Source organism: Bradyrhizobium sp. Kon10 (assembly GCF_055807395.1).
The window spans coordinates 155,347-180,705 of sequence record NZ_JBVVOZ010000009.1; the positions used below are offsets into that span (position 1 = coordinate 155,347).

Here is a 25,359-nt window from a genome sequence, read left to right on the forward strand (position 1 = left end):
CCATGACCGCTCTTCGCAAGCCACAGATCGCCCTCACCTCGAAAGCCGCTCCGTTCGCGATCCGCAACGAGCGTGCTGCCGACGTCGCCGCCCGTGAAGCGCTGCTGGATGCCAGCTTTGGCGAAAACCGCCATGGCCGCACCTGCCAGCGGCTGCGCGACGGACGTGCGCCCGCTGCCGGCCTTGCGCTGGCCGCGCTGCACGAGGGGACACTCGTGGGGACCGTGCGGCTGTGGCACGTCAGCGCCGGAGGCAGGCCCGCTCTGGTCCTCGGACCGCTGGCGGTGGACCCTGCTTGCCGCGAGCTCGGGATCGGCGCCGCGCTGATGCAACAAGCGCTGGCCGCCGCCCGGGCGCGCGGGCATGCCGCGGTGATCCTGCTCGGCGATGCCTCCTATTACGCCCGCTTCGGCTTCTCGGCCGCCAGCACCGGCGAACTCTCGCTGCCCGGCCCATTCGAGCGCGACCGCCTGCTGGCGATCGAATTCACCGACGGCGCGCTCGATGGCGCCGCCGGGATGATCGTCCCGACCGGCGCGGCCTTGGCCAAACGGCGGCCATCGCGCGCTTTGCACGCGAACGCGGCTTAAGGGATTGCCATCATGGCGACGACCAAAGCCGCGTTTAGCGGCGATGTCCGGCCGCGCCTATTCCTTTGGGGTTGCGCGCGCCCCGGAAACGCCCTTTAACCCGCGAAACAGCCCTTCAGTCGAGGCCGAAACCGATGTCCCGTCGCCTGATCTCCACTGGCTCTCCCTTTGAGAAGACCGCCGGCTACAGCCGCGCCGTGATCGACGGCGAGTTCGCGTTCGTCGCAGGAACCACCGGCTATGACTACAGCACGATGACGATGCCGGCCGATGTCACCAGCCAGTCACGCAACTGCTTCAAGACCATCGAAGCTGCCCTGAAGGAGGGCGGATTCGAGATGGCCGACATCGTCCGCGTGACCTATTACCTCACCGACGTCAAAGACGCAGACGCGCATTTCGCTGTCTGCGGCGAAGTGCTCGGCGAGATCCGTCCCGCGGCCACGCTTCTGGTCGTCTCGGCGCTCTACAAGCCCGAGATGAAGGTCGAGATCGAAGCGACCGCCAAGCGCCGCAGCGCCTGATCCATCCCTCACAATTTGTCCGCCAGCACGTTCCGGAGAAACCATCCCATGAGCCCCGCCTCGCAGATCTACGCGAAGATCACTGGTCCCATCGTCATGGTCGGCTTCGGCTCCATCGGCAAAGGCACGTTGCCGCTGATCGAACGGCATCTCGACTACGACAAGTCGCGCGTCACCGTGATCGATCCCAAGGACGAGGGCCGCAAGGCGCATTGCGAGAAGCACAATGTCCGCTTCATCCAGAAGGGCGTGACCAAGGACAATTATCGCGAGTTGCTGACCCCGCTGCTCACCGAAGGCGGCGGCCAGGGCTTTTGCGTCAATCTCTCGGTCGACACCGGCTCCACCGACATCATGGAGCTCTGCAACGAGCTTGGCGCTCTCTATATCGACACCGTCAATGAGCCTTGGCTCGGCTTCTATTTCGATTCCTCGAAGGGCCCGGAAGCGCGCTCCAACTACGCCCTTCGCGAAGCGACGCTGGCCGCCAAGAAGGCGCGCCCGTCGGGCTCGACGACGGCCGTCTCGTGCTGTGGCGCCAACCCCGGCATGGTCTCCTTTTTCGTCAAGCAGGCGCTGCTCAACGTCGCCGCTGATCTGAAGCTCAACGCTCCCAAGCCGAAGACCAAAGCGGAATGGGCGGATTTGATGCGGCAGGCCGGCATCAAGGGCATCCACATCGCCGAACGCGACACCCAGCGCTCGAAGACGCCGAAAGAGCCGGATGTCTTCGTCAACACCTGGTCGGTGGAAGGCTTCCTGTCGGAAGGCGTGCAGCCCTCCGAGCTCGGTTGGGGCACCCACGAAAAATGGATGCCCGAGAATGCCCGGACCCACGAAGCCGGCTGCGGCGCCGCCATCTACCTGATGCAGCCCGGCGCCAATACGCGCGTGCGCACCTGGTGCCCGACCCGGGGCGCGCAGTACGGCTTCCTCGTCACCCACAACGAGTCGATCTCGATCGCCGATTACTTCACGGTACGCGACGGATCGGGCACGGCGGTCTATCGGCCGACCTGCCACTATGCCTATCATCCGGCCGACGATGCCGTGCTGTCGCTGCATGAAATGTTCGGCCGCGCGGCGAAGATGCAGGAAAAGCACCACATCCTCGACGAGAACGAGATCGTCGACGGCATCGACGAGTTGGGCGTGCTGCTGTTCGGCCACGACAACAACGCCTACTGGTACGGCTCGCAGCTCTCGATCGAGGAGACCCGCAAGCTCGCGCCCTATCAGAACGCCACCGGCCTGCAAGTGACCTCCGCCGTGCTCGGCGGCATGGTCTGGGCGCTGGAAAACCCCAACGAAGGCATCGTCGAAGCCGACGAGATGGATTTCGATCGCCTGCTGGAAATCCAGCTGCCCTATCTCGGCCCGGTGAAGGGTTTTTATACCGACTGGACCCCGCTGACGGATCGTCCGGGGCTGTTCCCGGAGGACATCGATACCAGCGATCCCTGGCAGTTCCGGAATATTCTGGTGCGGTGACGACGCGGACTTAATGCTCGTCATTCCGGGGGCCAGCCCAACACTCCGCTGTCATGCTCCGCGAAGGCGGGGCATCCAGTACGCCGCGGCCTCTCCGTATCCACGCATGGTCGCTGGAATACTGGATCGTCCGCTTTTGCGGACGATGACACCAATTGCATGGTGACCGCTTCTACTTCTCCTTGATCGGCGGCGCGATCTTCTCGGCGGGCGCTTGCGGCAGGGCCGGCTTGGTGGCCGCGCCCTGGGTCTGCGGATCGGGCCGCGCGGGCTCGGGCGCCGGGGTGGTCGGGCGCTCACCGCCGGGTTTTGATTCCGCCGGCGTCTTGGTCTGATTGTCCGAGGGCGTGCCCTGGAGCGGCTGCGTCCCCTGCGCCAGTTCCATCCGGCGTTCGGCCCGGATTTGCGCCAGCGACAGGCCCGAGATCACGACGCCAGCCACAAACAGCGAGCAGGCGATCAACACGTCTCGTGTCAGTTTGCCCTTTTGGTTTTTGCCGGCCATCTCGATCACCGCCTTTGTCCGCGGGATCAACGAATTTGCCCGACAGCGGTTCCGTGCCCGGCAAGACGGGAACCGCACGCCTTGCCCCGCTAGCGCGCCGCCATTAGTCCGTGGTGCTGACTTCCCAGGTGGCGTGGCGCACGCCCGGCAGGTGCTGAAGATCGGTCGCCACCGCATTGAGCTCGTTCGGATCGACCGCACTCGCAACCAGTTTTGCGACGATCTCCAAAACGTCCTCGCCAAGCTCGACCACGTCGACATCGGCCACCGAATATTTCGCGGCCTCGAGCTTGTCGATCAGACGGTCGCGCATGTCGGGCAACGCATCGGTCGCGACCGCGAGCTTGAAGTAGTAGGTCGCCTCCGAGGTCTTCTCGTTCAGCGGGATACGGTTGATGGCATTGACCAGCGACCGCAGCATGGTGTTGCCGGCGATGACGAACACGGTCAGCGCTGCCGCTTGCGCGACCATGTCGGCGCCGGCGCAGGAGCCGACAGCCGCGGAAGCCCACAGCGTCGCTGCGGTATTGAGCCCGCGCACGTCCATACCCTGCTTCATGATGACGCCGGCACCGAGAAAGCCGATGCCGGAAACGACATAGGCGATCACCCGCACCGCACCGTCCACGCCGTCCAGATGCATGGCGAGATCGACGAAGGCAGCCGCCCCGACCGCGACCAGCACATTGGTGCGCAGGCCCGCCGTGCGCTGCCGGTACTGCCGCTCGGCGCCGATCAGTGTGCCCAGCACGAAGGCCGTGAACAGGCTGACCAGCGTGTCGAGGAAATCAGCAATCTGGAAGGTCGTCAGAAACCGCATGGCCCCGTATACGGCTGGAACGATGACAGATCAAAGCTCCAGCAGTCCGCCCTCGCCATTTTCGTCGGCGAATGCCAGCAGCGTGCCTTTGGCATTCCAGGCCAGCGCGGAGACCGGTGGCGTGCCGTTGCGGCGGACCAGGATCTCGGCGCCGTCTTCCAGACGCACCATCAGCACGGTACCGTCGCTGTAGCCGGCGGCGAAGATGTCGTTCTTGGGGTGGCAGGCGACCACCGACACGCGCGCCTGCAGCGGCGCGAGCATGGCGGGCTCCTTGCCCATCGGGCCGTCCTTGCTGGCGAAGGGCCACAGGATGACGGTGTCGGCGCCGGAGGTCGCCAGCGCCTTGCCGCCCGCGCTCCACGACATCGAGCGGACGCGGCCGGGATAGCCGGTCATGCGCATGTGCCGGTTGTCCGCGAGCCGCCAACCGTGCAGCGCCGCTTCATGCATCGTGGTGACCAGGAACTTGTTGTCCGGGCTGAAGGTGACGCCGAGATGAGAACCGGCCCAGGGCAAGAATTCCGCGCCCGCCGCCATGTTGGGAAACCACAGCGTCGCGCCATTGTAATGCGCGATCGCGAGCCGCAGGCCCTTCGGCGCAAACGCCAGCCCGCCGACGGTCGAGGGCACCTCGATCGATTTTTCCTCGTTCTTGCCGCTCTTGACGAAGGCGAACTTGCCGGCCGACCAGGCGAACGCGCCGTCCGAATGCAGCGCCACCGCATCGATCCAGCGCCGCTTCGGATCGGTCGCGAGCAGCGTCACCTCGCCCTTGGCGTCGAGCGACACGACCTTGCCGTCGTCGCCGCCCATCACGAGGCGCTTGCCGTCGGACGCGGTCGAGAGAATGCCGCCGCTGTGCACGGCGACTTTGCTGATCTCGCCCTTGCCGTCGACCAGCGCGACATTCTCCTCGCCGCCGACGAAGGCGGCGCGGTCGCCAAGGAAATGTGCCGAGGTCACGCCCATGCCGAGCGTAACAGGCTTGACGCGATCGGTGACGGAGACGATCGAGGCGGAATCGGGAGCCGGCGTAAACTCTTTCATCACGAGACGATGCAGCTCTCGAAGCCCGTGCGAATGAGCTCTTCCGGCAATTCGCGACCGATGAAGACGAGGCGGCTTTGGCGCGGCTCGCCGTCCTTCCATTTCCGCTGGTGGTCGCCCTCCAGCATCATGTGCACGCCCTGGAACACGTAGCGGTCGTCATCGTCGTGGAACGCGAGGATGCCCTTGGAGCGCAGGATCTTGCCGCCCTCGACCTGCACCAGGTTCTGGAGCCAGGGCATGAACACGTTCGGATCGAGCGGCTTGTCGGTCTTGAGCGACAGCGACTGCATGTCCTCGTCGTGATAGTGCTTCAGGCCGTGGCCATGATCATGGTCGTGATGATGGTCGTGGCCGTGATGGTGGTCATGGTCGTGATCGTCGACCTCGAGGAAGTCAGGTTCGATGTCGAGGATGCGATCGAGGTCGAACGCGCGACGATCGAGCACGTCGGCCAGCGCCACCGAGCAGCGCTCGGTGCGGTGCAGCTTGGCATAGGGGTTGATTGCACGGATGCGGGCCTCGACCTCGGCGAGCTCGGGCTTTGTCACGAGGTCGGTCTTGTTCAGCACGATGACGTCGGCAAAAGCGATCTGGTTCTTGGCTTCGGGCGCGTCCTTGAGCCGGTCGGAGAGCCATTTGGCGTCCGCGACCGTGACCACCGCATCGAGGCGGGCGTTCTTCTGCACATCCTCATCGACGAAGAAGGTCTGGGCGACCGGCGCGGGATCGGCAAGACCCGTGGTCTCGACGATGATGGCGTCGAACTTGCCTTTGCGCTTCATCAACCCTTCCATGATGCGCACGAGGTCGCCGCGCACGGTGCAGCAGATGCAACCGTTGTTCATTTCGAACACTTCCTCGTCGGCGCCGATGATGAGGTCGTTGTCGATACCGATTTCGCCGAACTCGTTGACGATGACGGCGTATTTCTTGCCGTGGTTTTCCGACAGGATACGGTTGAGCAGCGTGGTCTTGCCGGCGCCGAGATAGCCGGTCAGGACGGTCACGGGGATTTTCTGGGAGGTCGCTTCAGACATAACAACTCCGGACGTAGGGCTTGTCGCGCGACGCGAGGCGGGGTGGCCCCCTGCCCTAATGGTCAAGCGCGCTGGTCAGGGCCTTTATATTGTGCCTGACCATGTCAATGTAAGTGGGTGCAGGCCCCTTTTCGCCGGTCAAACCGTCGGAAATCAGGGTCCCGCCGACCTTTGCCCCGGTCTCGGCCGCGATCCGCCGGATCAGCCGGTCGTCGCTGATATTCTCCAGGAAAACGGCCGGAATTTTTTGAGCCCGGATCTGGCCGATGATGCCGGCGATATCCCGCGCGCTGGGCTCGATTTCGGTGGAGACTCCCAGCGGGGCGATGAACGCGATGCCGTACTCAGCAGCGAAATAACCGAAGGCGTTGTGGGTGGAGATCACCCTGCGCCGCTCGGGTGGAATCTTGGCCACGGCGTCGCGGACCTCGCGGTCGAGCGTGTCGAGTTTTTCCAGGTAGGCTTTTGCCTGGGTGCGGAAGAAGTCCGCATCGTCCGGGTCGGCCGCAGCGAGCGCATTGGCGATGTCACTCACGTAAATCCTGGCGTTGGGGACAGACTGCCAGGCATGCGGATCGGCTGCCGAGCCGAGCTTCAGGGGCGCCACACCGTCGCTCGCGGTGACTACCTGCGCCTTAGCTCCGGAGGACTGCACCAGACGCGGCAGCCAGCCCTCCAGCCCGAGCCCGTTGACGATGACGAGCTTTGCGGCGGCGATCCGCTTCGCATCGGATGGCGTCGGCGTGTACACATGGACATCGCTGTCGGCGCCGACCAGCGTCGTGACGTTGACCCGGTCGCCGCCGACGTTCCGGACGAAATCGCCGAGAATCGAGAAGCTGGCGACCACGTTGAGCCGCTCCGCGGCGTGCAGCGGCGAGGCGATCAGCAACAGCACACAAACGAGAACACGCCGCATCGCCGTCACGCCTCCAGATGCCGGCCGGGAAACAGCTGCCGGACGATACCGCCGACGCGCCCGAACAGGACGGAGACGATGTAGAGCACGCTCGCAATCAGGATGATCGCGGGGCCCGACGGAACGCGGGTCTGGAACGACAGCACGAGGCCGGCATAGCCAGAGACAGCCGCGGCAATGACGGCAATGCAGATCATCACCGTGAGATCGCGCGACCAGAACCGCGCGATGCCGGCCGGCAGGATCATCAGGCCGACTGCGAGCAGAGTGCCAAGCGCCTGAAAGCCGTTGACGAGGTTGATCACGACCAGTGCGAGGAAGACGAGATGCGCAGGTCCGCCGGCACGGCTCACGGTGCGCAGAAACAAGGGATCGACGCTCTCGATCACCAGCGGGCGAAAGATCACGGCCAGCACCAGCAGCGTGATCGTGGCGTTGAAGGCGACAATCAGCAGGGTCTGGTCGTCCATGGCAAGGATGTTGCCGAACAGCACGTGCAGCAGGTCGATATTGGTGCCCTTGATCGAGACGATGCTGACGCCCAGCGCCAGCGAGGCCAGATAAAAGGTCGCGAGTGACGCGTCCTCCTTCAACCCGGTCGAGCGCGCGACCACACCGGAGAGGATCGCGACCGCAAAGCCCGCGATCAGGCCGCCCGCCGTCATCGCGAACAGATTGAGGCCGGAGAGCAGGAAGCCAACCGCCGCTCCCGGCAGGATCGCGTGTGCCATGGCATCGCCGACGAGGCTCATCCGCCGCAGCATCAGGAACACGCCGATCGGCGCACCGGCGAGCGACAGCGCGATGACAGCCGCGAGCGCCCGCCGCATGAACTCGAATTCGGTGAACGGACCGATCAGCGCGTCGTAGACCATCTGTGATCACGCCGCTCGCGAGCGGGCATCGTCGGCCGCGCAGGCCGCGGCACTGTCGTCGAACGCCTCGCACATCCGCATCGCAACCAGCAGGTTTTCCGGCGTCAGCACCTCCGCCGTCGGGCCCCACGCCACAGGCCCGCGCGCCAGCACCAGCGTCTCGCTGAAATGATTGCGCACCATCTCCATGTCGTGCAGCGCGGCCAGCACGGTACGGCCCTCGCCATGCCATTGCTTCACCAGCGCGAGCAGATCGGCCGTGGTCTTGCTGTCGATGGCGTTGAAGGGCTCGTCGAGCACGATCAGCGCAGTGTCCTGGAGCAGCACGCGCGCGAACAGCACCCGCTGCATCTGCCCGCCGGAGAGGGTGCCGATGGGACGGTTCTCGAAACCGTTCAGCCCAACGGCGCCGATGGCCCGCAGGATCTTGTCGCGCGCGGCCTTGCCAATACCGCCGAACAGGCCGGTCGCGCGCCACAATCCGGTGGCGACGAAATCGAACACCGAGATCGGGAAGCTGCGGTCGATCTCGGCGCTCTGCGGCAGATAGGCAATATCGCGGGAATCAAGCCCGCCGAGATGAATGCTGCCGTCGAGCGGCCTGAGGATGCCGACGATGCCGCGCAGCAGCGTCGACTTGCCGGCGCCGTTCGGGCCGATCACCGCAACCAGCGCGCCGGAGGCGACCTCGCCGCTGAGGTGGTGCACGGCCGGGTGCCGGTCATAACCAAGTGTCACGTTGTGGAAGTGCACGGCCGCCATGATCACCTCATCGCCAGCCAGACGACACCCCAGAGCACGACGCAAACGGCCATTGCGGCCGACAGGCGCGCGGCCATCGTCATGCGCAAGATCGACCAGGGCGCGGCTTGGGCCGGATGCGGCTGGGCTGCGTCATGGACATGGGCGTGGCTGTGGTCGTGCCCATGCGAATGCCCGTGGGCATGGGAATGGTCGTGATGATGGGTCGGGGACGCGGCGGGAACCATTCAAGGACGTTATATTATAACATTACGCCTGTCCACGCCCGGCTCAGGCTCGCTCGCATAGCAAAAAGGCGGCCGCGCACGCGGCCGCCTTTTTGTTTATGTCATTCCCGGGCGGCAAAGCCGAACCCGGAATCTCGAGATTCTCTGGTGCGGGAGCCCGCACCATAGTTCGATGCTGCGCATCGCCCCGGAATGACGGAGTGAAGCCTCAGACCTTGTCGAACAGGGACTCGACGTATTCCCAGTTCACGAGGTTCTCGACAAACGCCTTCAGATAGTCCGGACGGCGGTTGCGATAGTCGATGTAATAGGAGTGCTCCCAGACATCGACGCCGAGGATCGGGGTGGCGCCATGCACCAGCGGATTCTCGCCGTTCGGGGTCTTGGAGATCTCGAGCTTGCCGTTCTTGACCTGGAGCCAGGCCCAGCCGGAGCCGAACTGACCGACGCCGGCCGCCTGGAAGTCGGTCTTGAACTTCTCGAAGCCGCCGAGGTCCTCGTTGATCTTCTTCTCGAGCTTGCCGGGCAGCTTGGTGCCGCCGCCATTGGGCTTCATCCAGCTCCAGAAGTGAATGTGATTGTAATGCTGGCCGGCATTGTTGAACACTGCGGGGTTCTTGCCGAACGAGCCCTTGACGATCTCCTCAAGGGATTTGCCTTCCCATTCGGTGCCCTTGAGCGCGTTGTTGCCGTTGGTGACATAGGCCTGGTGGTGCTTGTCGTGGTGGAATTCCAGCGTTTCCTTCGACATGAATTGCCCGAGGGCGTCATAGGCGTAAGGAAGGGGGGGCAGCGTGAATGTCATGGGTTGTTGTCCGCAACTGATGGGGAACGAGGCTTAACGGTCACCCCTTATAGAAGGTTCCGCCGCCGTTAAATACCGCCAATTTCGAAAGGCCGGGATGCGAGGCACGGCCGGAAGGCACAATTTTGCCGCAGGCGCGCCGATGCTCGTCCCGACTTGATCGTCGCCGCAAAATATCATTGCCTTTGAACCGCTTATGACAGAACGAATGGACCACGCAGCCGGCATGCAAAAGACAGAGCAATGAGCATCGAGATCGATATTTTAAACGGTGACGCCTCGTGGTCGATCGCGGAGCCCTTGCATAGCGCGGTCTGGCCGCGCCACAAGGTCGAGAAGCAGCCTTGGGGTCACGTCGTGTGGGCCCATCCCGATCTACGTGTACTGATCGAGACGCCCGAGGACGGCCTCGTCTGCCATGTCGGCATCTACTTCCGCACCGTCACCTGGAACGGACAGAAGGTGCATGTTGGCGGCATCGGCGGAGTCTGCACGCGCGAGGACCGCCGCCGCCGCGGCTACGCCACCATGGCAATCGACGCAGCGGTGCACACCATGCGGGCCAACGAGGCGGTCCGCTTTGCGATCCTGTTCTGCGAACCGCACAATGTCGCCTTCTACGAGGCGCGCAAATGGCAACCCTTCAAGGGCGAGATATATTGCGAGCAGCCGGAGGGACGGATTCGATTCACCCATATGGCCCCCTACGTGTTCGACGTGGTGCGCGCACCGACGCTCGGCACCATCGACCTCTGCGGCCTGCCCTGGTGACGCCGGTGTTCGCTGGGGCAAATAAGCTCAGGAATGTGATTCCATCAGGCGTTGCACTATCCTGATTTGCTGCTATTGAGACGCCTCCATTCCAAGGCGCCCTCCACGACATTCAGATTTGCCGCCCTCGCTATCCTCCTGGCTGCGCTGCTTGGTGGGACTGCCGCGCAGGCGCAGAGCGCCGACGGGACCTGGCTTACTCAGGCCGGCGATGCACGCGTCAGGATCAGCAAGTGCGGCGGCGGCATCTGCGGCGTCATCGTCTGGCTGCGGGAGCCCTACGACACCGCGACCGGCCAGCCCGCGACCGACAGCAAGAATCCCAATCCCGCGCTCGCCAAACGCTCGATGATCGGATTGCCGCTGTTCAGCGGCATGCGGCCGGCCGGGCCGAGCAAATGGTCGGGCGAGATCTACAATGCCGACGACGGCAGCACTTATGCGAGCAGCGTGACGGTAACGGGCGCGGATTCGCTGCGGGTCGAAGGCTGTGTCGGTGCGCTCTGCGGCGGCGAGACCTGGACGCGGGCCGGACGCTAACTCGCGTCCGCCGGCATCGCCTTCAACGCCGTCGCTGCCGATGCGTAGCCGCCCCGCGCGCCATCGATGAAGTGGACGTGATCGCTGCGCAGCGCCGAGGGCGTGAAGCAAGTCATCATCGCGGCGTCCTGCTGATAGAGGCCATAGCGCACGATGCCGGCGCGTGCGGCCGTCGCAAGACGATCGCTCAGGTCGCGTTCGAGCTCAGGGGTACAATCGAGAATCATGCGCAGGCCGTCGTCATATTTTCGGAAGTCGGAGTTCTCGACCACCTGGCGCTTGTAGACCTTCGGCACGAAGCCGCCGGCTTTGATGTCGAAGTGCATCAGGAGATAGGCGAAAAGCGTGTAGGCGAGCACGGCGGCGCGACGCGTGAACAACGAGCCGCCGCGTTTCGCGCGGGCTTCATAGTCCAATCCCTGCGGCGGCCACGTCAGCGGCGGCCCCTGCGGCGGCACAGGACGGCCAGCATCCGGGCTGCGCTCGACCAGATGGATGATGTCCTCGATCACTTTTCGGAACGCCGTCGGATCCGCACCGCGCGCCGGCATCACCAGCACCGATAGGATCAGTCCGCGCGAGGCCGGAATCACCTCGAACCGGCAAGACAGGCCCGAGAGATCCGGCTGCGTGCCGGCGGGCGCTTCAGTGATGGCGAACTCGCCACGCTTCATCGCGGCGTCAGCCCAGTTCAACCCACCGCCGGAGAACATCGCATAGGACAAATTTGCCGACGGGCCGAACCGCGCGACGCGCACATCCAGGCCTTGCGCGCGGATGGCGCTCACCGGCACCAGCGCGACGCGCATCGTGAGATCGAGATCCTCCCGCACCCAGGTCGCCGTTGCGGCCAATGCTTCGCGGGCGCGGTCGAGATCGCCGGGCGCCACCGCAAAGCTCGCGCCATCGCCGCCGAACACGAAGGGGAATTCGCGCCCCTCCAGCGCGTTCGTCACCGCCGCGATCACGGCGGCGCCGGCCATGTTGACCGCCTTGTAACGCTGCGCCGCAATCGCCTTGGTGGAATCGACGATATCGGCGACGCCAATGCTCCAGTCCTCCGGCAACGGCGAATACAGCGCAGGGTCCATCAGGCTGGTGAACCCGCGAAAGACGGGAATGGCGCCGTAGAAGGATTCGCCTGATTGCATCTGGTTATGCCGCGATGGTTGGGAACATGTCCAAAAGAAATACGTGGCAAGTTCGATTCGGGTTCGCCGCCTGACGCGCCCCCTGCAATCATTGGCCGAAACGGCCTCGGACAACAAGATGAGGTCGCGCTGCAATGCCGCAACGGATCATTGATCGACGTCAAACGACCGGCCGGGGAGAACGACTAGGGTTGGGCCCTCTCCGGGGGTTCCACGGGATTTTCGAAGTGTCCGACTTCGCCAACAAGGACTCCACCGGCCCGGTCCGCCGGCGCACCGGGCTTGACCCGATCAGCGCGGTCAAGATGCCGGAACGATTGACCGCGGCCGTCGATGCCTGGGCGGAAACCCATCAGCTGTCGCGCTCGGATGCGATCTGCAAGCTGGTCGAACTGGGGCTGAACACTGTGCCTGCCGCACCGTCATCGACGCACACGGTCGCATCGGAAGCCACCAGGATCGAAGAGATCGCAGTGCAGGAGATCGATAGTCTGCTTGATCCCGACTTGCCGCCAGACGAACGCGAGCGCCGCATTCGGCGCCTCACCGAAGGGCCCCCGGAATTTTCACATGAGCGGGTCGATCTGCCAAAGCACGAACCGTGAGCACCGATAGGGCTAATGCAGCTTCTCATCCTCGCGCTTGCGCGATGCGGGCGCGGGCACGTTGTGACAGCCTACCAACCGGACGAATTGCTGCGGATACATTTCGTGGCCATGATCGCCGGAGTTTTGATGCGCCATCGGCGGGCTATGAATGTCGTCCGGCTTCGCGCGGGATGGCTCGGTCGGGCCGTAATTCGAAGCCGTCATGTTTGAACTGGCCATGGACTGCTCCTCGTGGATTGGGGCAGATCGATTGACGTAACTCAACGGATTGCGGCGCATCTTACGACCAAATCCGGCGGAATGACATTGCTCCGGATCAACTCAATTATGGCGAAGCGGGTTCCGCCTTACGCCGTGTTACCAGCGTCGATCGTGAACACCGTGCCCGTCACATTGCGCCCGCCTTCGCCGAGCAGATATTCCACCATACGCGCGACGTCGTCGGTCTCGGGCAGCCGGCGCAGCGCGCTGCGGCCGGCAATGCGCTTGCGAGCCTCGTCGGACAGATCGTGCGTGAGCTCGGTGTCGATGAAACCGGGCGCGATCGCATTCACCGTGATGCCGAGCTTGCCGACCTCGCGCGCGAGCGAGCGGGTGAATCCGGTGGCGGCGGCCTTGGTCGCGCCATAGACTGAGAGCCCGTTATAGCCCGTCGTCGCAATGATCGAGGAGATGTTGATGATGCGGCCCGCACCATCCGCCATCATCTGACGCGCGACATATTTGGTGAGAATGATCGGCGACAGCACGTTGAGCTGCACCAGTGCCTCGATCTCGGAATTATGCATGGTGGCGAGCAGGCCTTCGGTGCCGAGGCCGGCATTGTTGACGAGGCCAAAGATCGGGCCAAGCTCGTCGCGCACCAGCTTTGCGAAGGCCGGGATCGCATCGATGACGGCGAGGTCGCAGGCGCGGAAATGCAGACGTCCTTCGGACTCGGCGATCGCGGCCTTGAGCTCCTCGCTCTCGCGCCGCGCCGCCGCGATCACGTTGTAGCCGGCGCCAACCAGGCGCTTGCCGATGGCAAGGCCGATGCCGCGGCTACCGCCGGTGACGAGAACATTATGCATCGCTACGCGCCAATTTTCCGGCCGGGGTGACGTCGAGCGTTTCGACGAAGCGGATCACCGCCGGCACCTTGTGGGAAGAGAGCTGCGCGCGGCACTGATCCAGAATTTGATCTCGGATCTCCTTGACCCGCGCCGGATCGGTACCGTCGGCGAGGATCACGTCGGCGACCACGATGCCGCCGGTGATCGGGCTCTTCCGCGATTTGGCGCGCGACATCCGCACATCGGGATGACGGTTGATCGCGGCCTCGACCTCCTCGGGATGGACCTTCAGGCCGCCGATGTTGATGATGCCACCGCGGCGGCCGACGAAATAATAGCGGTTGCCGCGCAGCTCGACCATGTCGCCGCTGTCGACGAAACCGTCGCTATCGGTCAGCGCCGCAGCGTCGCGGCCGATATAGGCATGCGCGGTGCGGCTCGAGCGGATGCGGAGCGAGCCGTCGACGACCTTCATCTCGACGCCGTTGCGATTGCCGAGATAGTTTTCCGGAAAACCTTCCAGTCCGTCATTGACGGCGAAGCCGACACCGGCCTCGGTCGAGGCATAGGCGTGACCGACGGACGATCCCGGGAATGCGGCCTTCAGGGCGTCGAGCACCGCCTGATCGGCGATCTCGCCGGAGAGACGGACGTAACCCGGCGCGAATTGCGCGGCCGAGCCGCTCATCAGGAGCTTGCGCCAGTGCGAAGGCGTGCCGGAGATGTGGGAGACACCGCGCGCCTTCAGCCGCTTCACGTGATCGGCCAGCGGCTCGTGCGGGTCCGACAGCACCATCGAACCGCCCGAGAGAATGGCACGGAGGAAGATTTGCAGGCCGCCATAGCGGCGAATGTCATAGAACGTCGCCCAGACCGGCGCCGGCCCGCGCGCGGGTCCCTCGGCGACGATCGCGCCGGTCAGCGCTTCCAGCGTATGGCCGACGATTTTCGGAACGCCCGAGGTGCCCGAGGTCAGCATCAGCCATTCGGTCGCGCGCTCGGTCTGCGCCGGAGTGGCGGATTGGAGCGGAAATTGAGTGGTGACGACCAGCGCCACATTGGTATTGGCCCAGCGATCGGGCTCGTCGGTGACGACGGCATCGATCCCGGCATCCGCGATCAAGGCATCGAGATGCGCCGGGTTGAGATCCGGCGGGCAAAGCAGCAGACGACGGGCGATACCGTCGAGCTCGATCATGGCAAGGCCCGACCGCAGCTGGTCGGACAATTTCAGCAGCACCGCGCGGCCCGAGAGCTCGCGCAGGCGGCCGCCCAGGACCGTCAGCGACAGCATGTCCGTCAGCGAGACGACATCGTGCGCGTCCGACAGCGTGCGGCCCTTCAGTTCCGCGCCGAGATGGTCGCGAAGCGCAAAGATCTCACGCGGGGACATTTTCGTAGGCCCGCACGAAATCGCCCACGGTGGCGGGGAACGCGGCGTCCTCGGAAATGGTGAAGGGATCGACGCCGGTCTCGTCCTCGAGGCGCGCGACCAGGATCGCGAAGGCAAGCGAGTCGAAGCCCGTCTCGTGCAGGGACAGATCGTCCGTGAGTGCGGGAAGCGCGACGTGCTGTTCCTTGGCGATCTGCTGGATCGCTTCAATAACCTTAGACCTTACCGACATGGCTGGCTCACTTCCGTTATCGATCGTTCGTGTTGCGGCGGCTCTTGATGACCGCCCCTTGGCGCTGTGTTTACCCGACAGAAGTAAATGGGCTCTTGGACAATTCAGATAAAATTGGACCTATCTAGCGGATTTCGGTGCAGTTACAGCCTGATCGAGCCATCCACGATCTCTGCGTATGTTTCCGCATCGAGCGCGACATAGGCGCCGGATTTAGGCTCCGCCATGAACAGCGGATCGGAGATCGCGGCTGGATTGAACCCCTCCCGAGCCAATTCCCCCTTCTTCTGCTTGAACGTCTCGGTCGCATCGAGCTCGCCGGAGATGCGGATGAAGACCGGGCGGGCGTAGGCCGGCAGGCGCTGCGCGAGGTGCGCGGGCAGTGCCGCGATGTCAAAACCTTCGTTGACGACGATCGCGCTCATGCCGGCGCGGCCGTCCGCGCCGGGGATGCCGACACCATAGGTGGTGGCGTCGATCACGCCGGTGAAATCACGCACTGCGTCGTTGACTTCCGAGGTCGCAACGTTCTCGCCCTTCCAGCGAAAGGTATCGCCGATGCGGTCGACGAAATGAAAAAAGCCCTTCTCATCGAGCCGCATCAGATCGCCGGTGCGGAACCAGGCGTCGCCCTTGGCGAAGACATCGCGAAGAACCTTCTTCTCGGTTTCCGCGGCGTCGGTGTAGCCCTCGAAGCGGCCACCGCCCTGGTCGGCCGTACCGATGCGGCCAATGGCCTCGCCCGCCTCGCCACGCGCACATGCGATGCAAAGACTTTCCGCGTTGCGCAGCGGCGCACCGTCGCCGCGATCGAGCTTGACGAGACTTGCAGGGAAGCGATGCGCGAGCAGCGGTGGAATGCGCCCGATCGCGCCCGGCTGGCCCTCGACATTGAACAGGGAGAAATTGCCTTCCGTCGCCGCATAGAACTCGAGGATGCGGGGAATGCCGAAGCGCGCCTTGAAGTCCTGCCAGATGTCACCGCGCAGGCCGTTGCCGCAGGCGAGCCGCAAGCGATGGCGGTTCTCGTATTCCGACGGCGGCGCCTTGAGCAGATAGCGGCAGAGTTCGCCGATATACTGGAACAGGGTGCAGTCATGCCGCACGATGTCAGACCAGAAGCTCGAGGCCGAGAATTTTTCCGCGATCACAACGGAGCCGCCGGCGGCGAGCATGCTGCATGGTGCGACGATGCCGCCGACCGAGTGGAACAGCGGCAGGCAATCATAGAGCCGGTCCTGCGGCGTGGCTCCGGTGAGGCCGGCGAACCAAAAGCCCCAATTGAGGATACGGCGATGGCTGATGCTGGCGGCTTTGGGCAGGCCCGTCGTGCCGGAGGTGTAGATCAGCAGCGCGCGGTCGTCGATGGTGACGTCGCCATGTTCCCCTGGCGAGAGCGGGCCGTCGTCGAGCGCGGCAAGCGCGACGTCGATGGTGCGCTCGCTGCGTGCGTCACCGTGAGTCCACACCCTGGCTTCCGACTTCAGATGCGGCGTCGCGCTGTCCAGCATCTGCGTCAATTCGTGCGCGACGATAATGTGCGAGGGCTTCGCGACGTCGATGCAATGCGAGAGCGATTGCCCCACAAGCTTGGTGTTGATCAGCGCGACCACGCCGCCAACCCGGCTGATGCCGAGCCATGCCGCGACATAGTCGATGCTGTTCGGCATGATCAGGCCGACGGTGTCGCCCTTGCCAATGCCGACCGAGCACGCCCAGCGCGCGTAGCGATTGATACGCTTCGACAGGCCGTCGTAGTCGAGAGTTGCGTCGTCCGTGACCAGCGCGACGCGGTCGGGCTGGCGCCGTGCCCAGTCGTCGACGACGTCGGCGAATAACCGGCCCGGCAGCGTCTCGATCCGCGCGGTCAGCTCGATCGCCTTCAGCCAGATTTTTGAAGCCGATGGCGCGCGCGCTGCTCGGGGTTGATCGATGACGCCGGTGCTCATGCCGTTCATTCTTTTCGGACGGTATCTGCTTGTTCCCGGCAGCTTAGACCGCGCGTCCTGCCCAGATGTTAAGAGACAAGGTAAAACTCGGTTAGCCCTCGATTAACTGCGATCATCCTTTACCAAGCCGGTGGGAACAGCATGCGGCCTGGCGCGATTCTTGCGATACCAAATCCAGTCATTCGGGCGCGCTGGGCGCGTCCCCTCTGTCCCGCTTGCGGGAGAGCTGAACTGGAGGCCAGCATGATCACCCGGCGCCACTTCCTTCAGACCGCCGCCTCTGCAGCGGCCGCGCTCGCCGCGCCGCGCGCATTTTCCATGGGGAATCCGTCCTATCCGTCACGCGGCGTGAAATGGGTGGTGCCCTATGCTCCGGGCGGCGCCACCGACCTGCTGTCGCGACTGATCTGCCAGCGACTGTCCGACCGGCTCGGCCAGACCTTCGTGGTCGAGAACAAGCCCGGCGCGGGCAGCAATATCGGCACCCAGGCGGTGATCACCTCGGCCCCCGACGGCTACACACTGCTGCTCACCTCGACCGCGAACGCGATCAACGCGTCGTTCGACCCCGCGCTGGCTTATGATTTCAGCAAGGGCATCGCACCCGTTGCGGGCGTCGCACGCATTCCGCTGGTGCTGGTCGTCAACAATGATCTTCCGGTGAATAACGTCGCCGACTTCATCGCCTACGCCAGGGCCAATCCCGGCAAGATGTCGATCGCCTCATCCGGCATCGGCACCTCGCTGCATCTCTCCGGCGAACTGTTCAAGTCGATGGCCGGCGTGCAGTTCACTCACGTGCCCTATCGCGGCTCCGCGCCGGGACTGACCGACGTGATGAGCGGCCAGATCCAGGGCATGTTCGACAACGTCACCTCGTCCTTCGAGCTGGTCCGCGCCGGCAAGCTGCGCGCGCTGGGCGTCACCACGCGCGAGCGCTCGGAGATCTTGCCGGACGTGCCGCCGATCGCGGAGACGCTTGCCGGCTACGAGACTTCATCATTCTACGGCGTCGGCGCCCCGCACGACACTCCGCGCGAGATCATCGATCTGCTCAATCGCGAGATCGATGCGGCCCTGTCCGATGCCGAGATCAAGGCCCGCATCGCCGAGCTCGGCGCCATCCCGCTGCACGGCAACGCCGATGCGTTCGGCGGCATGCTGGGCGAGGAGACTGAGCGCTGGCGCAGAATTGTCGAGCTGTCGGGCGCGAGAAAGGAGTAAGCGAGAGGCAGACCGCGCTAGGTGAGTTCGGCCGAACAGGCTATCCTTGCCTCTACCTTGCGTTGTTCTGGCTACGACAGGGAGGCGACCGTGGCCCTCGACCCCTCACAGATTCCGGTTCAGGCAGCGCCGTTCGAGCAACCGCTGACCATTGTTGCCAACCGCCTCAGAGGCCAGAGACCAGTCAAGGTGGTCGCGATCGGCTCGTCCACGACGGCGGGCGAAGGCGGCATCGCACCCTATCCGCAACGCCTGCTCGCGGACCTTCGGATACAATTCCCCAAGGCGACAATCGATGTCATCAACCGGGGCGTCGGCGGCGAAGAGGCTCCTCAGGAGCTCATGCGATTCAAGCATGACGTCTTCGAGCAGAATCCGGATCTCGTGATCTGGCAGGTCGGAACGAATGCGGTCTGGCAATCGGCCGATCAGAAGCCTCCATCATTCGAAAAGACTACTCAGGCTATCCGTGACGGCGTCGACCAGATGCTCGCGGCCGGACGGATGGATGTGATCCTGATGGATTTGCAATATGTGCCGGCACTGCTGACACCGGCGAAGCAAGCCAGCGCCATCGCAATGGTCGACGCGATCAGCGAGATCGCGCATGCGAAGGGCGTCAACGTGTTCCGCCGCTTCGAGTTGATGCAGGGCTGGCACGATATCGCAAAGATTTCGTTCGACCGGATGGTCGACCCCGGTGACGACACCAGGCTGCACGCAAGCGACTGGACGACGGACAAGATGACCTGGCAATTGACCGCCGCGATCGACGCTGCGGTCAAAAAGGCGCAACCGTCCTGAGCCGCACCGGACGCTAACCCCTCCGCCTGTGGCGCGGACGCGGTTCGTTCCCCCGATAATACGGATTGAGATCGCAGGTCGCGGCGCGGCCGGAAGCCGTGGCGCGGCACTGCGGCAGCGAGGTGAAGGAACAGTCATACCAGTGCCCGCCGCCGCCGCTCATATCGCCGGTATAAACGTGCATGCAGACGGGATAGTTGGGATCGTAGGTCTGCGCTTGCGACGGCGCAGCCGCGAGCAAGGCACCGATGGTCACAATCAAGCCGAATAAGCAACGCATCAAGACTCTCCCTGGAAATCGCACTGCGGATCTCTACTGCCAGGTGAAGGAGCAGTCGAAATGACCGCCGCCTCCGCGCCAGGCCCGAAGACATCCGTGCATACCGGATAGCGCCGATCGATCATAGGTTTGGGCGCTCGCCGGTGCGACAGTTTGCAGCGTGGCAAACGCCAGCCTGGTCACGAATGGGGAGCGCATCGGAAACTTCCTCGAATCGGTGGCAGCGGCAGGCCGTTATGCCATTTCGATATGGCACAACACCGCGGGAGAAGCGATCGTTCCTCGCCAGACCTCTCCCGCTTGTGACGCACGCCTAAAACGGTTCAGGAGTGGGGCCCGCACTGGCCTGAAAGGAGGAAGAGCGGTCCGCTAAAGGCTGCATAGAACGCATATCTCACTGCTACCACTGCGTCCAACCTTCGACAAAGGTCGCAAGCGTTCGGCGCAGGATTCCGTTCGCAAGGCTGTTCGAAGGGTCTAATCTCCGCGTGATAATACCGGCTCCGGACCACCGAAGTTCTGGAGCCGTCAACAAACAAATGGGCTGAAGGAAACGCACATTCGCGCTCGAGCTCTCCCGGGCGCGGCTCCGCTTTGCGCGAGAAGATGCGCTGACCAGTCGATGGTGTCAGGGCATGCAAGAGAGCTTCTCGTCTCCGTTCATCCGCTATCCGATCGGCACCTCGCTGCTGATGGCGGGGATCCTGTTCGTCGGCCTCGTGGCGTATCCGCTGCTGCCGGTCGCACCGCTGCCGCAGGTCGACTTCCCGACCATTCAGCTCTCAGCGTCGCTTCCCGGCGGCAGTCCGGAAACCATGGCATCCTCCGTTGCCCAGCCGCTCGAGCGCCAGCTCGCGCAGATCCCTGGCATCACGCAGATGACGTCGACCAGCTCGCTCGGCTCGACATCGATCACCATCCAGTTCGACCTCAACCGCAAGATCGACGCCGCCGCCAACGACGTGCAGGCCGCGATCAATGCAGCAAGCGGTCAACTGCCGAAAAATCTGCCTTCGCCCCCCACCTATCGCAAGGTCAACCCGGCGGATTCGCCGGTCATGATCCTGTCCGCGACGTCGGACACGCTGCCGCTGACCGTCGTCAGCGACCGCACCGATGCGCAGCTCGCGCAGCAGATCAGTCAGATATCCGGCGTCGCGCAGGTGTTCGTCGGCGGGCAGCAGAAGCCGTCGGTGCGCATCCAGGTTGATCCGGCCAAGCTGGTGGCCAAGGGGCTATCGCTGGAGGACGTTCGGAGCCAGATCGCGGCCGCGACCACCGACAGCCCGAAAGGCAACATCGACGGCCCCAGGCGCGCGTACACGATCTACGCCAACGACCAGCTCACTCAGGCCTCGCACTGGCAGGACGTCATTGTCGCCTATCGCAACGGCGCGCCGTTGCGGATCCGCGACATCGGCCACGCCGTGGCAGGGCCAGAGGACATGAAGACGGCAGCCTGGGCCGACGGCAAGCGCGGCGTTTTCCTCGTCATTTTCAAGCAGCCCGGGGCCAACGTCATCGACACTGTCGACCGCATCAAGGCGCAGCTGCCCCGGCTGATCGCGGCGATCCCGCCTGCGATCGCGATCAAGATCATCAGCGACCGCACCATCACCATCCGCGCCGCGGTCGAGGACGTGCAGATCACGCTGATGACGACGATCGCGCTCGTGGTGATGGTGATCTTCGTTTTCCTGCGCAGCTTCTGGGCAACGATCATCCCGAGCATCACCGTCCCCCTGGCGCTGCTGGGAGCCTGCTCGCTGATGTGGGCGTTCGGGTACTCGCTGGACAATCTCTCCCTGATGGCTCTGACGATCGCGGTCGGCTTCGTGGTGGACGACGCGATCGTGATGCTGGAGAACATCACCCGTTACGTCGAGCTGGGCGAGAGGCCGCTTGCGGCGGCCTACAAGGGCGCGGCCGAAATCGGCTTCACCATCGTCTCGATCAGCATCTCTCTCGTCGCAGTGCTGATCCCGTTGTTGCTGATGGGCGGCATCATCGGCCGGCTGTTCCGCGAATTCGCGGTCACCCTGGCCATGGCAATCCTCGTTTCTCTCGTCGTGTCGCTGACGCTGACGCCGATGATGGCCTCCCGCTTCCTGCGCGCCAGCCACGAAGCCCGGCACGGTCGCTTCTACCAGTGGAGCGAGCGGATGTTCGAAAGGCTGCTCGGCGCCTACGGACGCGGGCTCGATGTCGCGCTGCGCCACAGCTTCGTGACGCTTTGTATCTTCTTCGCGACGGTCGCACTCTCGGTCTACCTCTTCATCCTGATCCCGAAGGGGTTCTTCCCGCAGCAGGACAACGGCTTCCTGACGGCCGTGTCCGAAATGCCCCAGGACATCTCCTTCACCGAGATGAAGCGACGCCAGGTCGAGCTCAATACCATCGTGCAGGCCGACCCTGCCGTGGATTCGATAGCGATGTTCATCGGCGGCGGTGGCACCGCGCTGAACTCGGGGCGCATGTACATCACTTTGAAGCCACTCGCTCAGCGCGACGCCGGCGCGCAACAGATCATCGCGCGGCTGCGGCCCAAGCTCGCCAAGGTCGAGGGCGCCAAGCTCTACATGCAGGCCTCGCAGGATGTTCGCCTCGGCGGACGCGCCACCCGCACCCAGTTCGAATTCACCCTGCAGGACGCCAATCTCGACGAGCTGAACGAATGGGCGCCGAAAATCCTCGACGAGATGAAAACTCTGCCGCAACTGCGCGACGTCGCGACGGACCAGCAGACCGAAGGCACGACGGTTCAACTGAGGATCAATCGTGACGCCGCCGCGCGCTACGGGATCCAGCCGCAGCTGATCGACGACACGCTCTATGACGCGTTCGGGCAGCGCCAGGTCACGCAATACTTCACACAGACCAACAGCTATCACGTCGTCCTGGAGATCGCGCCGGACCTGCAAGGCGAGCTCAGCACCCTCGACAAGCTCTATCTCAAGTCGCCGCTGACCGGCGACGAGGTGCCGCTATCGGTGTTCTGCAACTGGACCAATGTGCCGGTGCGACCGCTTGCGATTTCGCATCAGGGCCAATTTCCCTCGGTGACGATCAGCTTCAATCTCGCCGAGGGCGTGGCGCTGGGACAGGCGACCGACGCGGTGCTGCACGCGGTCGCCGAGATGCGCGCGCCGCCGAGCCTGGCGACGAGCTTTCAGGGCACCGCGCAGGCATTCCAGCAGTCGCTCGGCACCGTGCCGTTGCTGATTCTCGCCGCACTGGTCGTGGTCTACCTGATCCTTGGCGTGCTCTACGAGAGCTACATCCATCCCCTGACCATCCTGTCCACGCTGCCCTCGGCCGGCGTTGGCGCCGTCGCGATCCTGATGATCTTTGGTTTCGACTTTAGCCTCATTGCCTTGATCGGCGTCATTCTCCTGATCGGCATCGTCAAGAAGAACGGCATCATGATGGTGGATTTCGCCATCGCGGCCGAACGCGAGCAGCATCTCACCCCGGAGCAGTCGATCCGCCAGGCAGCGCTGCTGCGCTTCCGCCCGATCATGATGACGACGATGGCCGCCCTGCTCGGCGGCGTGCCGCTGATGCTCGGAAGCGGCACCGGAGCCGAAATCCGCCAGCCGCTCGGCTATGCCATGGTCGGCGGCCTTCTGGTGAGCCAGGCGTTGACTCTGTTCACCACCCCAGTCGTCTATCTCTACCTCGACCGCTTCTCCGACCGGCTCTCACGCTGGATGGAGAAGAAGCCGCAGGCCGATCCCGCGCGCGACGAGCAGACCGATCGCGCGGCGGAATGAGCGCAGCCAGGCATATCGCCCGGATTGGGATTACCCGCCCAGCCCCGGCAAGACGAGGCGGTTCAGCCGCGCCGCAAACGCCGCCGGGTCCTCCGGCAGCTCGCCGTCCAGAATCTGCGCCTGTTCGAGCAGGAGCAGGCTGAGATCATCGACCACCTTCGAGCCGGCCTGGGCCCTGGTGATCGCCGTGACCAGCGGATGGCGCAGATTGATCTCGAGGATCGGTTTGGTGCGCATGCCGCGGTTCTGCTGCGCCAGGATGCGCTCGAGCTCGCGGCTCGGCCCCTGGCTGTCAGCGACAAGGCAGGACGCGGAGCTGGTGAGGCGGGTCGAGGCCCTGACGTCGCTGACGCGCTCGCCGAGCGCCGCCTTGATCACTGCGATGGTGGCGGCCTCGTCGGCGGCCGGCTCGTCCTTTTTTGCCTCGTCGGTCTCGTCGACGCGCGGGATCAGGTCGAGATTGAGATCGCCCTGGCTCAACGACTTCAGCGGCTTGCCCTCGAACTCCGTCGGCATCGAGGTCCAGAACGCGTCGACGGGGTCGGACAGCAGCAGCACCTCGATGCCACGCGCAGTTGCCGCCTCGAGGCGCGGACTGGACTTCAGCCGCTCGATGCTCTCGCCGACCAGATAATAGATCTCGGTCTGGTTCGGCTTGAAATCGGCGATGACGTCCTTGAGCGACCGTTTCTCACCCGATGTGGTGGTAAAGCGCGACAACGCGAGCAGCTTTTCGCGGCGCTCGAAATCCTCGTAAATGCCTTCTTTCAGCACTGCGCCGAAGGCGTCCCAGATTTTTGCAAAGTTCTCCGCGTCCTTCTCGGCGAGGCTTTCGAGCTCGTTGACCACGCGGGTGGCCACCGCTTTGCGGATCTGCGCCAGCTGCGGATTGTTCTGGAGCATCTCGCGCGAAATGTTGAGCGGAAGATCCTCGCTGTCGACGACGCCGCGGACGAAGCGCAGATAGCCCGGCAACAGATCGGCATCATCGGTGATGAAGACGCGCCGGACATAGAGCTTGACGCGGCCCTTGCGCGAGGGCTCGAACAGGTCGAACGGCTTTGTCGACGGCGCGAACAGCAGCACGGCGTAGGAGTAGCGGCCTTCGGCACGATAGTGCAGCGTCATGGCGGGATCATCGAAGGCCGAAGCGATCTGCTGATAGGCCTTCTTGTAGTCCTCCGCGGTCAGCTCCGATTTCGAGCGCTGCCACAGCGCGCTCGCCGAGTTGATCTGGCGCGGATCGCCCTGTTCGGGCACGAGTTCGATGGGAAAGAGAATGTTGTCGGAATAGGCGCCGATGACGCGCTCGATCTCGTAGGTCTCCAGATATTTCTTCGCATCGTCCTTCAGGTGCAGGACGATCTCGGTGCCGCGCGCCACGCGCGCCGCCTCCTCGTCGCTCGCGCGCGCGATCTCGAAGCCGGAGCCGCCTTCGGAGCTCCAGGTCCAGACGTCGCTCTCGCCGGCGCGGCGGCTGATGACGACGATCTTGTCGGCGACCATGAAAGCTGAATAGAAACCGACGCCGAACTGGCCGATCAGGCCGAGGCCGTCCTTGGCTTCCTTCAGCTTCGACACGAACGCCTTGGTGCCGGAACGGGCGATGGTGCCGAGGTGGTCGATCAGCTCCTGCCGCTCCATCCCGATGCCGTTGTCGGCGATCGTGAGCGTCGTGGCGGTCTTGTTCGGGATGATGCGGATCTTGAGCGCGTCGCCCTCGCCCAGCAGCGCCGGATTGGCGATCGCCTCGTAACGCAGCTTGTCGCAGGCATCCGAGGCGTTGGAGATCAGCTCCCGCAGGAAGATGTCGGTCTCCGAATAGACGGAGTGCACCATCAGGTGCAGCAGTTCGGAAACCTCGGCCTGGAAGGGCTGCGTATGGGCAGCCGTATCTGACGTCGTCATGCGTTTACCCGGTCAGAATCAAAGGGAAGAAACCCGGGATATAACGCGAGGGGACAGGGGATCAAG

The 25,359-nt window shown here is 64.2% G+C and carries 26 protein-coding genes; 9 read left to right on the forward strand and 17 right to left on the reverse strand.

What is annotated here, in order from left to right; translation table 11 throughout:
* The first annotated feature begins 2 nt into the window (after positions 1-2).
* The 3 genes from AC0L2O_RS15430 to AC0L2O_RS15440 all read left to right on the forward strand — a co-directional run bounded on the left by AC0L2O_RS15430 (position 3) and on the right by AC0L2O_RS15440 (position 2,605).
* A complete protein-coding gene (locus AC0L2O_RS15430; RefSeq protein WP_473370317.1) occupies positions 3-590 on the forward strand; it encodes a GNAT family N-acetyltransferase in 588 nt (195 codons plus the stop codon).
* Between the two features lie 134 nt (positions 591-724).
* Entirely contained in the window at positions 725-1,114 is a 390-nt protein-coding gene (locus tag AC0L2O_RS15435; protein ID WP_473370318.1) for a RidA family protein, read from the forward strand.
* Between the two features lie 48 nt (positions 1,115-1,162).
* Entirely contained in the window at positions 1,163-2,605 is a 1,443-nt protein-coding gene (locus tag AC0L2O_RS15440; RefSeq protein ID WP_473370319.1) for a homospermidine synthase, read from the forward strand.
* A 172-nt stretch (positions 2,606-2,777) separates the two neighbouring features.
* Here the strand turns inward: AC0L2O_RS15440 and AC0L2O_RS15445 are convergent, their stop codons facing one another.
* From AC0L2O_RS15445 to AC0L2O_RS15485, 9 genes are all read right to left on the reverse strand, one after another.
* Positions 2,778-3,110 (reverse strand): hypothetical protein, encoded by a 333-nt coding sequence (locus AC0L2O_RS15445; RefSeq protein WP_473370366.1) that lies wholly within the window; start codon positions 3,108-3,110, stop codon positions 2,778-2,780.
* Between the two features lie 103 nt (positions 3,111-3,213).
* Positions 3,214-3,930, reverse strand: coding sequence for an MgtC/SapB family protein (locus AC0L2O_RS15450; RefSeq protein ID WP_473370320.1), 717 nt, complete (start codon positions 3,928-3,930; stop codon positions 3,214-3,216).
* A gap of 30 nt (positions 3,931-3,960) precedes the next feature.
* Positions 3,961-4,980, reverse strand: a complete 1,020-nt coding sequence (locus tag AC0L2O_RS15455) for a WD40 repeat domain-containing protein (RefSeq protein WP_369720838.1) — start codon at positions 4,978-4,980, stop codon at positions 3,961-3,963.
* Complete coding sequence (locus tag AC0L2O_RS15460; RefSeq protein ID WP_473370321.1) at positions 4,980-6,020, reverse strand: CobW family GTP-binding protein; 1,041 nt, start codon at positions 6,018-6,020, stop codon at positions 4,980-4,982. The genes AC0L2O_RS15455 and AC0L2O_RS15460 overlap by 1 nt, the downstream gene beginning before the upstream one ends.
* A gap of 55 nt (positions 6,021-6,075) precedes the next feature.
* The gene (locus AC0L2O_RS15465; protein ID WP_473370367.1) at positions 6,076-6,939 is read right to left on the reverse strand and encodes a metal ABC transporter solute-binding protein, Zn/Mn family; all 864 of its coding nucleotides are present in this window, start codon (positions 6,937-6,939) and stop codon (positions 6,076-6,078) included.
* Between the two features lie 5 nt (positions 6,940-6,944).
* Positions 6,945-7,814, reverse strand: coding sequence for a metal ABC transporter permease (locus AC0L2O_RS15470; protein WP_369720836.1), 870 nt, complete (start codon positions 7,812-7,814; stop codon positions 6,945-6,947).
* 6 nt (positions 7,815-7,820) lie between these two features.
* Positions 7,821-8,576, reverse strand: coding sequence for a metal ABC transporter ATP-binding protein (locus tag AC0L2O_RS15475; protein ID WP_473370322.1), 756 nt, complete (start codon positions 8,574-8,576; stop codon positions 7,821-7,823).
* Positions 8,577-8,578: 2 nt separating this feature from the next.
* Positions 8,579-8,803: a hypothetical protein gene (locus AC0L2O_RS15480; protein ID WP_369720835.1), complete on the reverse strand. Its 225-nt coding sequence runs from the start codon at positions 8,801-8,803 to the stop codon at positions 8,579-8,581.
* A 208-nt stretch (positions 8,804-9,011) separates the two neighbouring features.
* Positions 9,012-9,608, reverse strand: coding sequence for a superoxide dismutase (locus AC0L2O_RS15485; protein ID WP_188100064.1), 597 nt, complete (start codon positions 9,606-9,608; stop codon positions 9,012-9,014).
* Between the two features lie 243 nt (positions 9,609-9,851).
* Between AC0L2O_RS15485 and AC0L2O_RS15490 the strand changes: the two genes are divergently transcribed.
* A complete protein-coding gene (locus AC0L2O_RS15490) occupies positions 9,852-10,379 on the forward strand; it encodes a GNAT family N-acetyltransferase (RefSeq protein WP_473370323.1) in 528 nt (175 codons plus the stop codon).
* A gap of 75 nt (positions 10,380-10,454) precedes the next feature.
* Complete coding sequence (locus AC0L2O_RS15495) at positions 10,455-10,919, forward strand: DUF2147 domain-containing protein (RefSeq protein ID WP_473370324.1); 465 nt, start codon at positions 10,455-10,457, stop codon at positions 10,917-10,919.
* On the opposite strand, the gene AC0L2O_RS15500 is transcribed toward AC0L2O_RS15495, so the two are convergent.
* The gene (locus AC0L2O_RS15500; protein WP_473370325.1) at positions 10,916-12,070 is read right to left on the reverse strand and encodes a DUF3095 domain-containing protein; all 1,155 of its coding nucleotides are present in this window, start codon (positions 12,068-12,070) and stop codon (positions 10,916-10,918) included. The two genes, AC0L2O_RS15495 and AC0L2O_RS15500, sit on opposite strands and share 4 nt — an antisense overlap.
* A 218-nt stretch (positions 12,071-12,288) precedes the next feature.
* On the opposite strand from AC0L2O_RS15500, the gene AC0L2O_RS15505 reads away from it, so the two are divergent.
* Complete coding sequence (locus tag AC0L2O_RS15505; RefSeq protein WP_473370368.1) at positions 12,289-12,675, forward strand: hypothetical protein; 387 nt, start codon at positions 12,289-12,291, stop codon at positions 12,673-12,675.
* Positions 12,676-12,687: 12 nt separating this feature from the next.
* Here the strand turns inward: AC0L2O_RS15505 and AC0L2O_RS15510 are convergent, their stop codons facing one another.
* From AC0L2O_RS15510 to AC0L2O_RS15530, 5 genes are all read right to left on the reverse strand, one after another.
* Positions 12,688-12,897: a hypothetical protein gene (locus AC0L2O_RS15510; protein WP_369720830.1), complete on the reverse strand. Its 210-nt coding sequence runs from the start codon at positions 12,895-12,897 to the stop codon at positions 12,688-12,690.
* A gap of 128 nt (positions 12,898-13,025) precedes the next feature.
* Positions 13,026-13,748 (reverse strand): SDR family NAD(P)-dependent oxidoreductase, encoded by a 723-nt coding sequence (locus AC0L2O_RS15515; RefSeq protein ID WP_473370326.1) that lies wholly within the window; start codon positions 13,746-13,748, stop codon positions 13,026-13,028.
* Positions 13,741-15,123 (reverse strand): class I adenylate-forming enzyme family protein, encoded by a 1,383-nt coding sequence (locus AC0L2O_RS15520; protein ID WP_473370327.1) that lies wholly within the window; start codon positions 15,121-15,123, stop codon positions 13,741-13,743. Before AC0L2O_RS15520 ends, AC0L2O_RS15515 begins: the two co-directional genes overlap by 8 nt.
* On the reverse strand, positions 15,110-15,355 hold the full coding sequence (locus AC0L2O_RS15525; RefSeq protein ID WP_409191744.1) for an acyl carrier protein: 246 nt from the start codon (positions 15,353-15,355) through the stop codon (positions 15,110-15,112). The genes AC0L2O_RS15520 and AC0L2O_RS15525 overlap by 14 nt, the downstream gene beginning before the upstream one ends.
* A 143-nt stretch (positions 15,356-15,498) precedes the next feature.
* Positions 15,499-17,313, reverse strand: coding sequence for a long-chain-acyl-CoA synthetase (locus AC0L2O_RS15530; protein WP_473370328.1), 1,815 nt, complete (start codon positions 17,311-17,313; stop codon positions 15,499-15,501).
* Positions 17,314-17,547: 234 nt separating this feature from the next.
* On the opposite strand from AC0L2O_RS15530, the gene AC0L2O_RS15535 reads away from it, so the two are divergent.
* Together AC0L2O_RS15535 and AC0L2O_RS15540 are read left to right on the forward strand one after the other, a co-directional pair.
* Positions 17,548-18,528, forward strand: coding sequence for a Bug family tripartite tricarboxylate transporter substrate binding protein (locus tag AC0L2O_RS15535; protein WP_473370329.1), 981 nt, complete (start codon positions 17,548-17,550; stop codon positions 18,526-18,528).
* A gap of 90 nt (positions 18,529-18,618) precedes the next feature.
* The gene (locus tag AC0L2O_RS15540; protein WP_369720825.1) at positions 18,619-19,332 is read left to right on the forward strand and encodes an SGNH/GDSL hydrolase family protein; all 714 of its coding nucleotides are present in this window, start codon (positions 18,619-18,621) and stop codon (positions 19,330-19,332) included.
* Positions 19,333-19,345: 13 nt separating this feature from the next.
* Here AC0L2O_RS15540 and AC0L2O_RS15545 read toward each other — a convergent pair whose 3' ends face one another.
* Positions 19,346-19,612: a DUF3551 domain-containing protein gene (locus tag AC0L2O_RS15545; protein ID WP_369720824.1), complete on the reverse strand. Its 267-nt coding sequence runs from the start codon at positions 19,610-19,612 to the stop codon at positions 19,346-19,348.
* Positions 19,613-20,247: 635 nt separating this feature from the next.
* On the opposite strand from AC0L2O_RS15545, the gene AC0L2O_RS15550 reads away from it, so the two are divergent.
* Positions 20,248-23,385, forward strand: coding sequence for a multidrug efflux RND transporter permease subunit (locus tag AC0L2O_RS15550; protein WP_473370330.1), 3,138 nt, complete (start codon positions 20,248-20,250; stop codon positions 23,383-23,385).
* A gap of 30 nt (positions 23,386-23,415) precedes the next feature.
* On the opposite strand, the gene htpG is transcribed toward AC0L2O_RS15550, so the two are convergent.
* Positions 23,416-25,293, reverse strand: a complete 1,878-nt coding sequence (gene htpG, locus AC0L2O_RS15555) for a molecular chaperone HtpG (RefSeq protein WP_473370331.1) — start codon at positions 25,291-25,293, stop codon at positions 23,416-23,418.
* Positions 25,294-25,359 lie beyond the last annotated feature (66 nt).

Coding starts and splice junctions, on each gene's coding strand:
- AC0L2O_RS15530 (WP_473370328.1), bottom strand. CDS start 17,313: ATGAACGGCATGAGCACCGGCGTCATCGATCAACCCCGAGCAGCGCGC.
- AC0L2O_RS15515 (WP_473370326.1), bottom strand. CDS start 13,748: ATGCATAATGTTCTCGTCACCGGCGGTAGCCGCGGCATCGGCCTTGCC.
- AC0L2O_RS15460 (WP_473370321.1), bottom strand. CDS start 6,020: ATGTCTGAAGCGACCTCCCAGAAAATCCCCGTGACCGTCCTGACCGGC.
- AC0L2O_RS15535 (WP_473370329.1), top strand. CDS start 17,548: ATGATCACCCGGCGCCACTTCCTTCAGACCGCCGCCTCTGCAGCGGCC.
- AC0L2O_RS15545 (WP_369720824.1), bottom strand. CDS start 19,612: ATGCGTTGCTTATTCGGCTTGATTGTGACCATCGGTGCCTTGCTCGCG.
- AC0L2O_RS15465 (WP_473370367.1), bottom strand. CDS start 6,939: ATGCGGCGTGTTCTCGTTTGTGTGCTGTTGCTGATCGCCTCGCCGCTG.
- AC0L2O_RS15510 (WP_369720830.1), bottom strand. CDS start 12,897: ATGGCCAGTTCAAACATGACGGCTTCGAATTACGGCCCGACCGAGCCA.
- AC0L2O_RS15485 (WP_188100064.1), bottom strand. CDS start 9,608: ATGACATTCACGCTGCCCCCCCTTCCTTACGCCTATGACGCCCTCGGG.
- htpG (WP_473370331.1), bottom strand. CDS start 25,293: ATGACGACGTCAGATACGGCTGCCCATACGCAGCCCTTCCAGGCCGAG.
- AC0L2O_RS15525 (WP_409191744.1), bottom strand. CDS start 15,355: ATGTCGGTAAGGTCTAAGGTTATTGAAGCGATCCAGCAGATCGCCAAG.
- AC0L2O_RS15455 (WP_369720838.1), bottom strand. CDS start 4,980: ATGAAAGAGTTTACGCCGGCTCCCGATTCCGCCTCGATCGTCTCCGTC.
- AC0L2O_RS15490 (WP_473370323.1), top strand. CDS start 9,852: ATGAGCATCGAGATCGATATTTTAAACGGTGACGCCTCGTGGTCGATC.
- AC0L2O_RS15475 (WP_473370322.1), bottom strand. CDS start 8,576: ATGGCGGCCGTGCACTTCCACAACGTGACACTTGGTTATGACCGGCAC.
- AC0L2O_RS15435 (WP_473370318.1), top strand. CDS start 725: ATGTCCCGTCGCCTGATCTCCACTGGCTCTCCCTTTGAGAAGACCGCC.
- AC0L2O_RS15480 (WP_369720835.1), bottom strand. CDS start 8,803: ATGGTTCCCGCCGCGTCCCCGACCCATCATCACGACCATTCCCATGCC.
- AC0L2O_RS15445 (WP_473370366.1), bottom strand. CDS start 3,110: ATGGCCGGCAAAAACCAAAAGGGCAAACTGACACGAGACGTGTTGATC.
- AC0L2O_RS15430 (WP_473370317.1), top strand. CDS start 3: ATGACCGCTCTTCGCAAGCCACAGATCGCCCTCACCTCGAAAGCCGCT.
- AC0L2O_RS15450 (WP_473370320.1), bottom strand. CDS start 3,930: ATGCGGTTTCTGACGACCTTCCAGATTGCTGATTTCCTCGACACGCTG.
- AC0L2O_RS15500 (WP_473370325.1), bottom strand. CDS start 12,070: ATGCAATCAGGCGAATCCTTCTACGGCGCCATTCCCGTCTTTCGCGGG.
- AC0L2O_RS15520 (WP_473370327.1), bottom strand. CDS start 15,123: ATGTCCCCGCGTGAGATCTTTGCGCTTCGCGACCATCTCGGCGCGGAA.
- AC0L2O_RS15470 (WP_369720836.1), bottom strand. CDS start 7,814: ATGGTCTACGACGCGCTGATCGGTCCGTTCACCGAATTCGAGTTCATG.
- AC0L2O_RS15550 (WP_473370330.1), top strand. CDS start 20,248: ATGCAAGAGAGCTTCTCGTCTCCGTTCATCCGCTATCCGATCGGCACC.
- AC0L2O_RS15440 (WP_473370319.1), top strand. CDS start 1,163: ATGAGCCCCGCCTCGCAGATCTACGCGAAGATCACTGGTCCCATCGTC.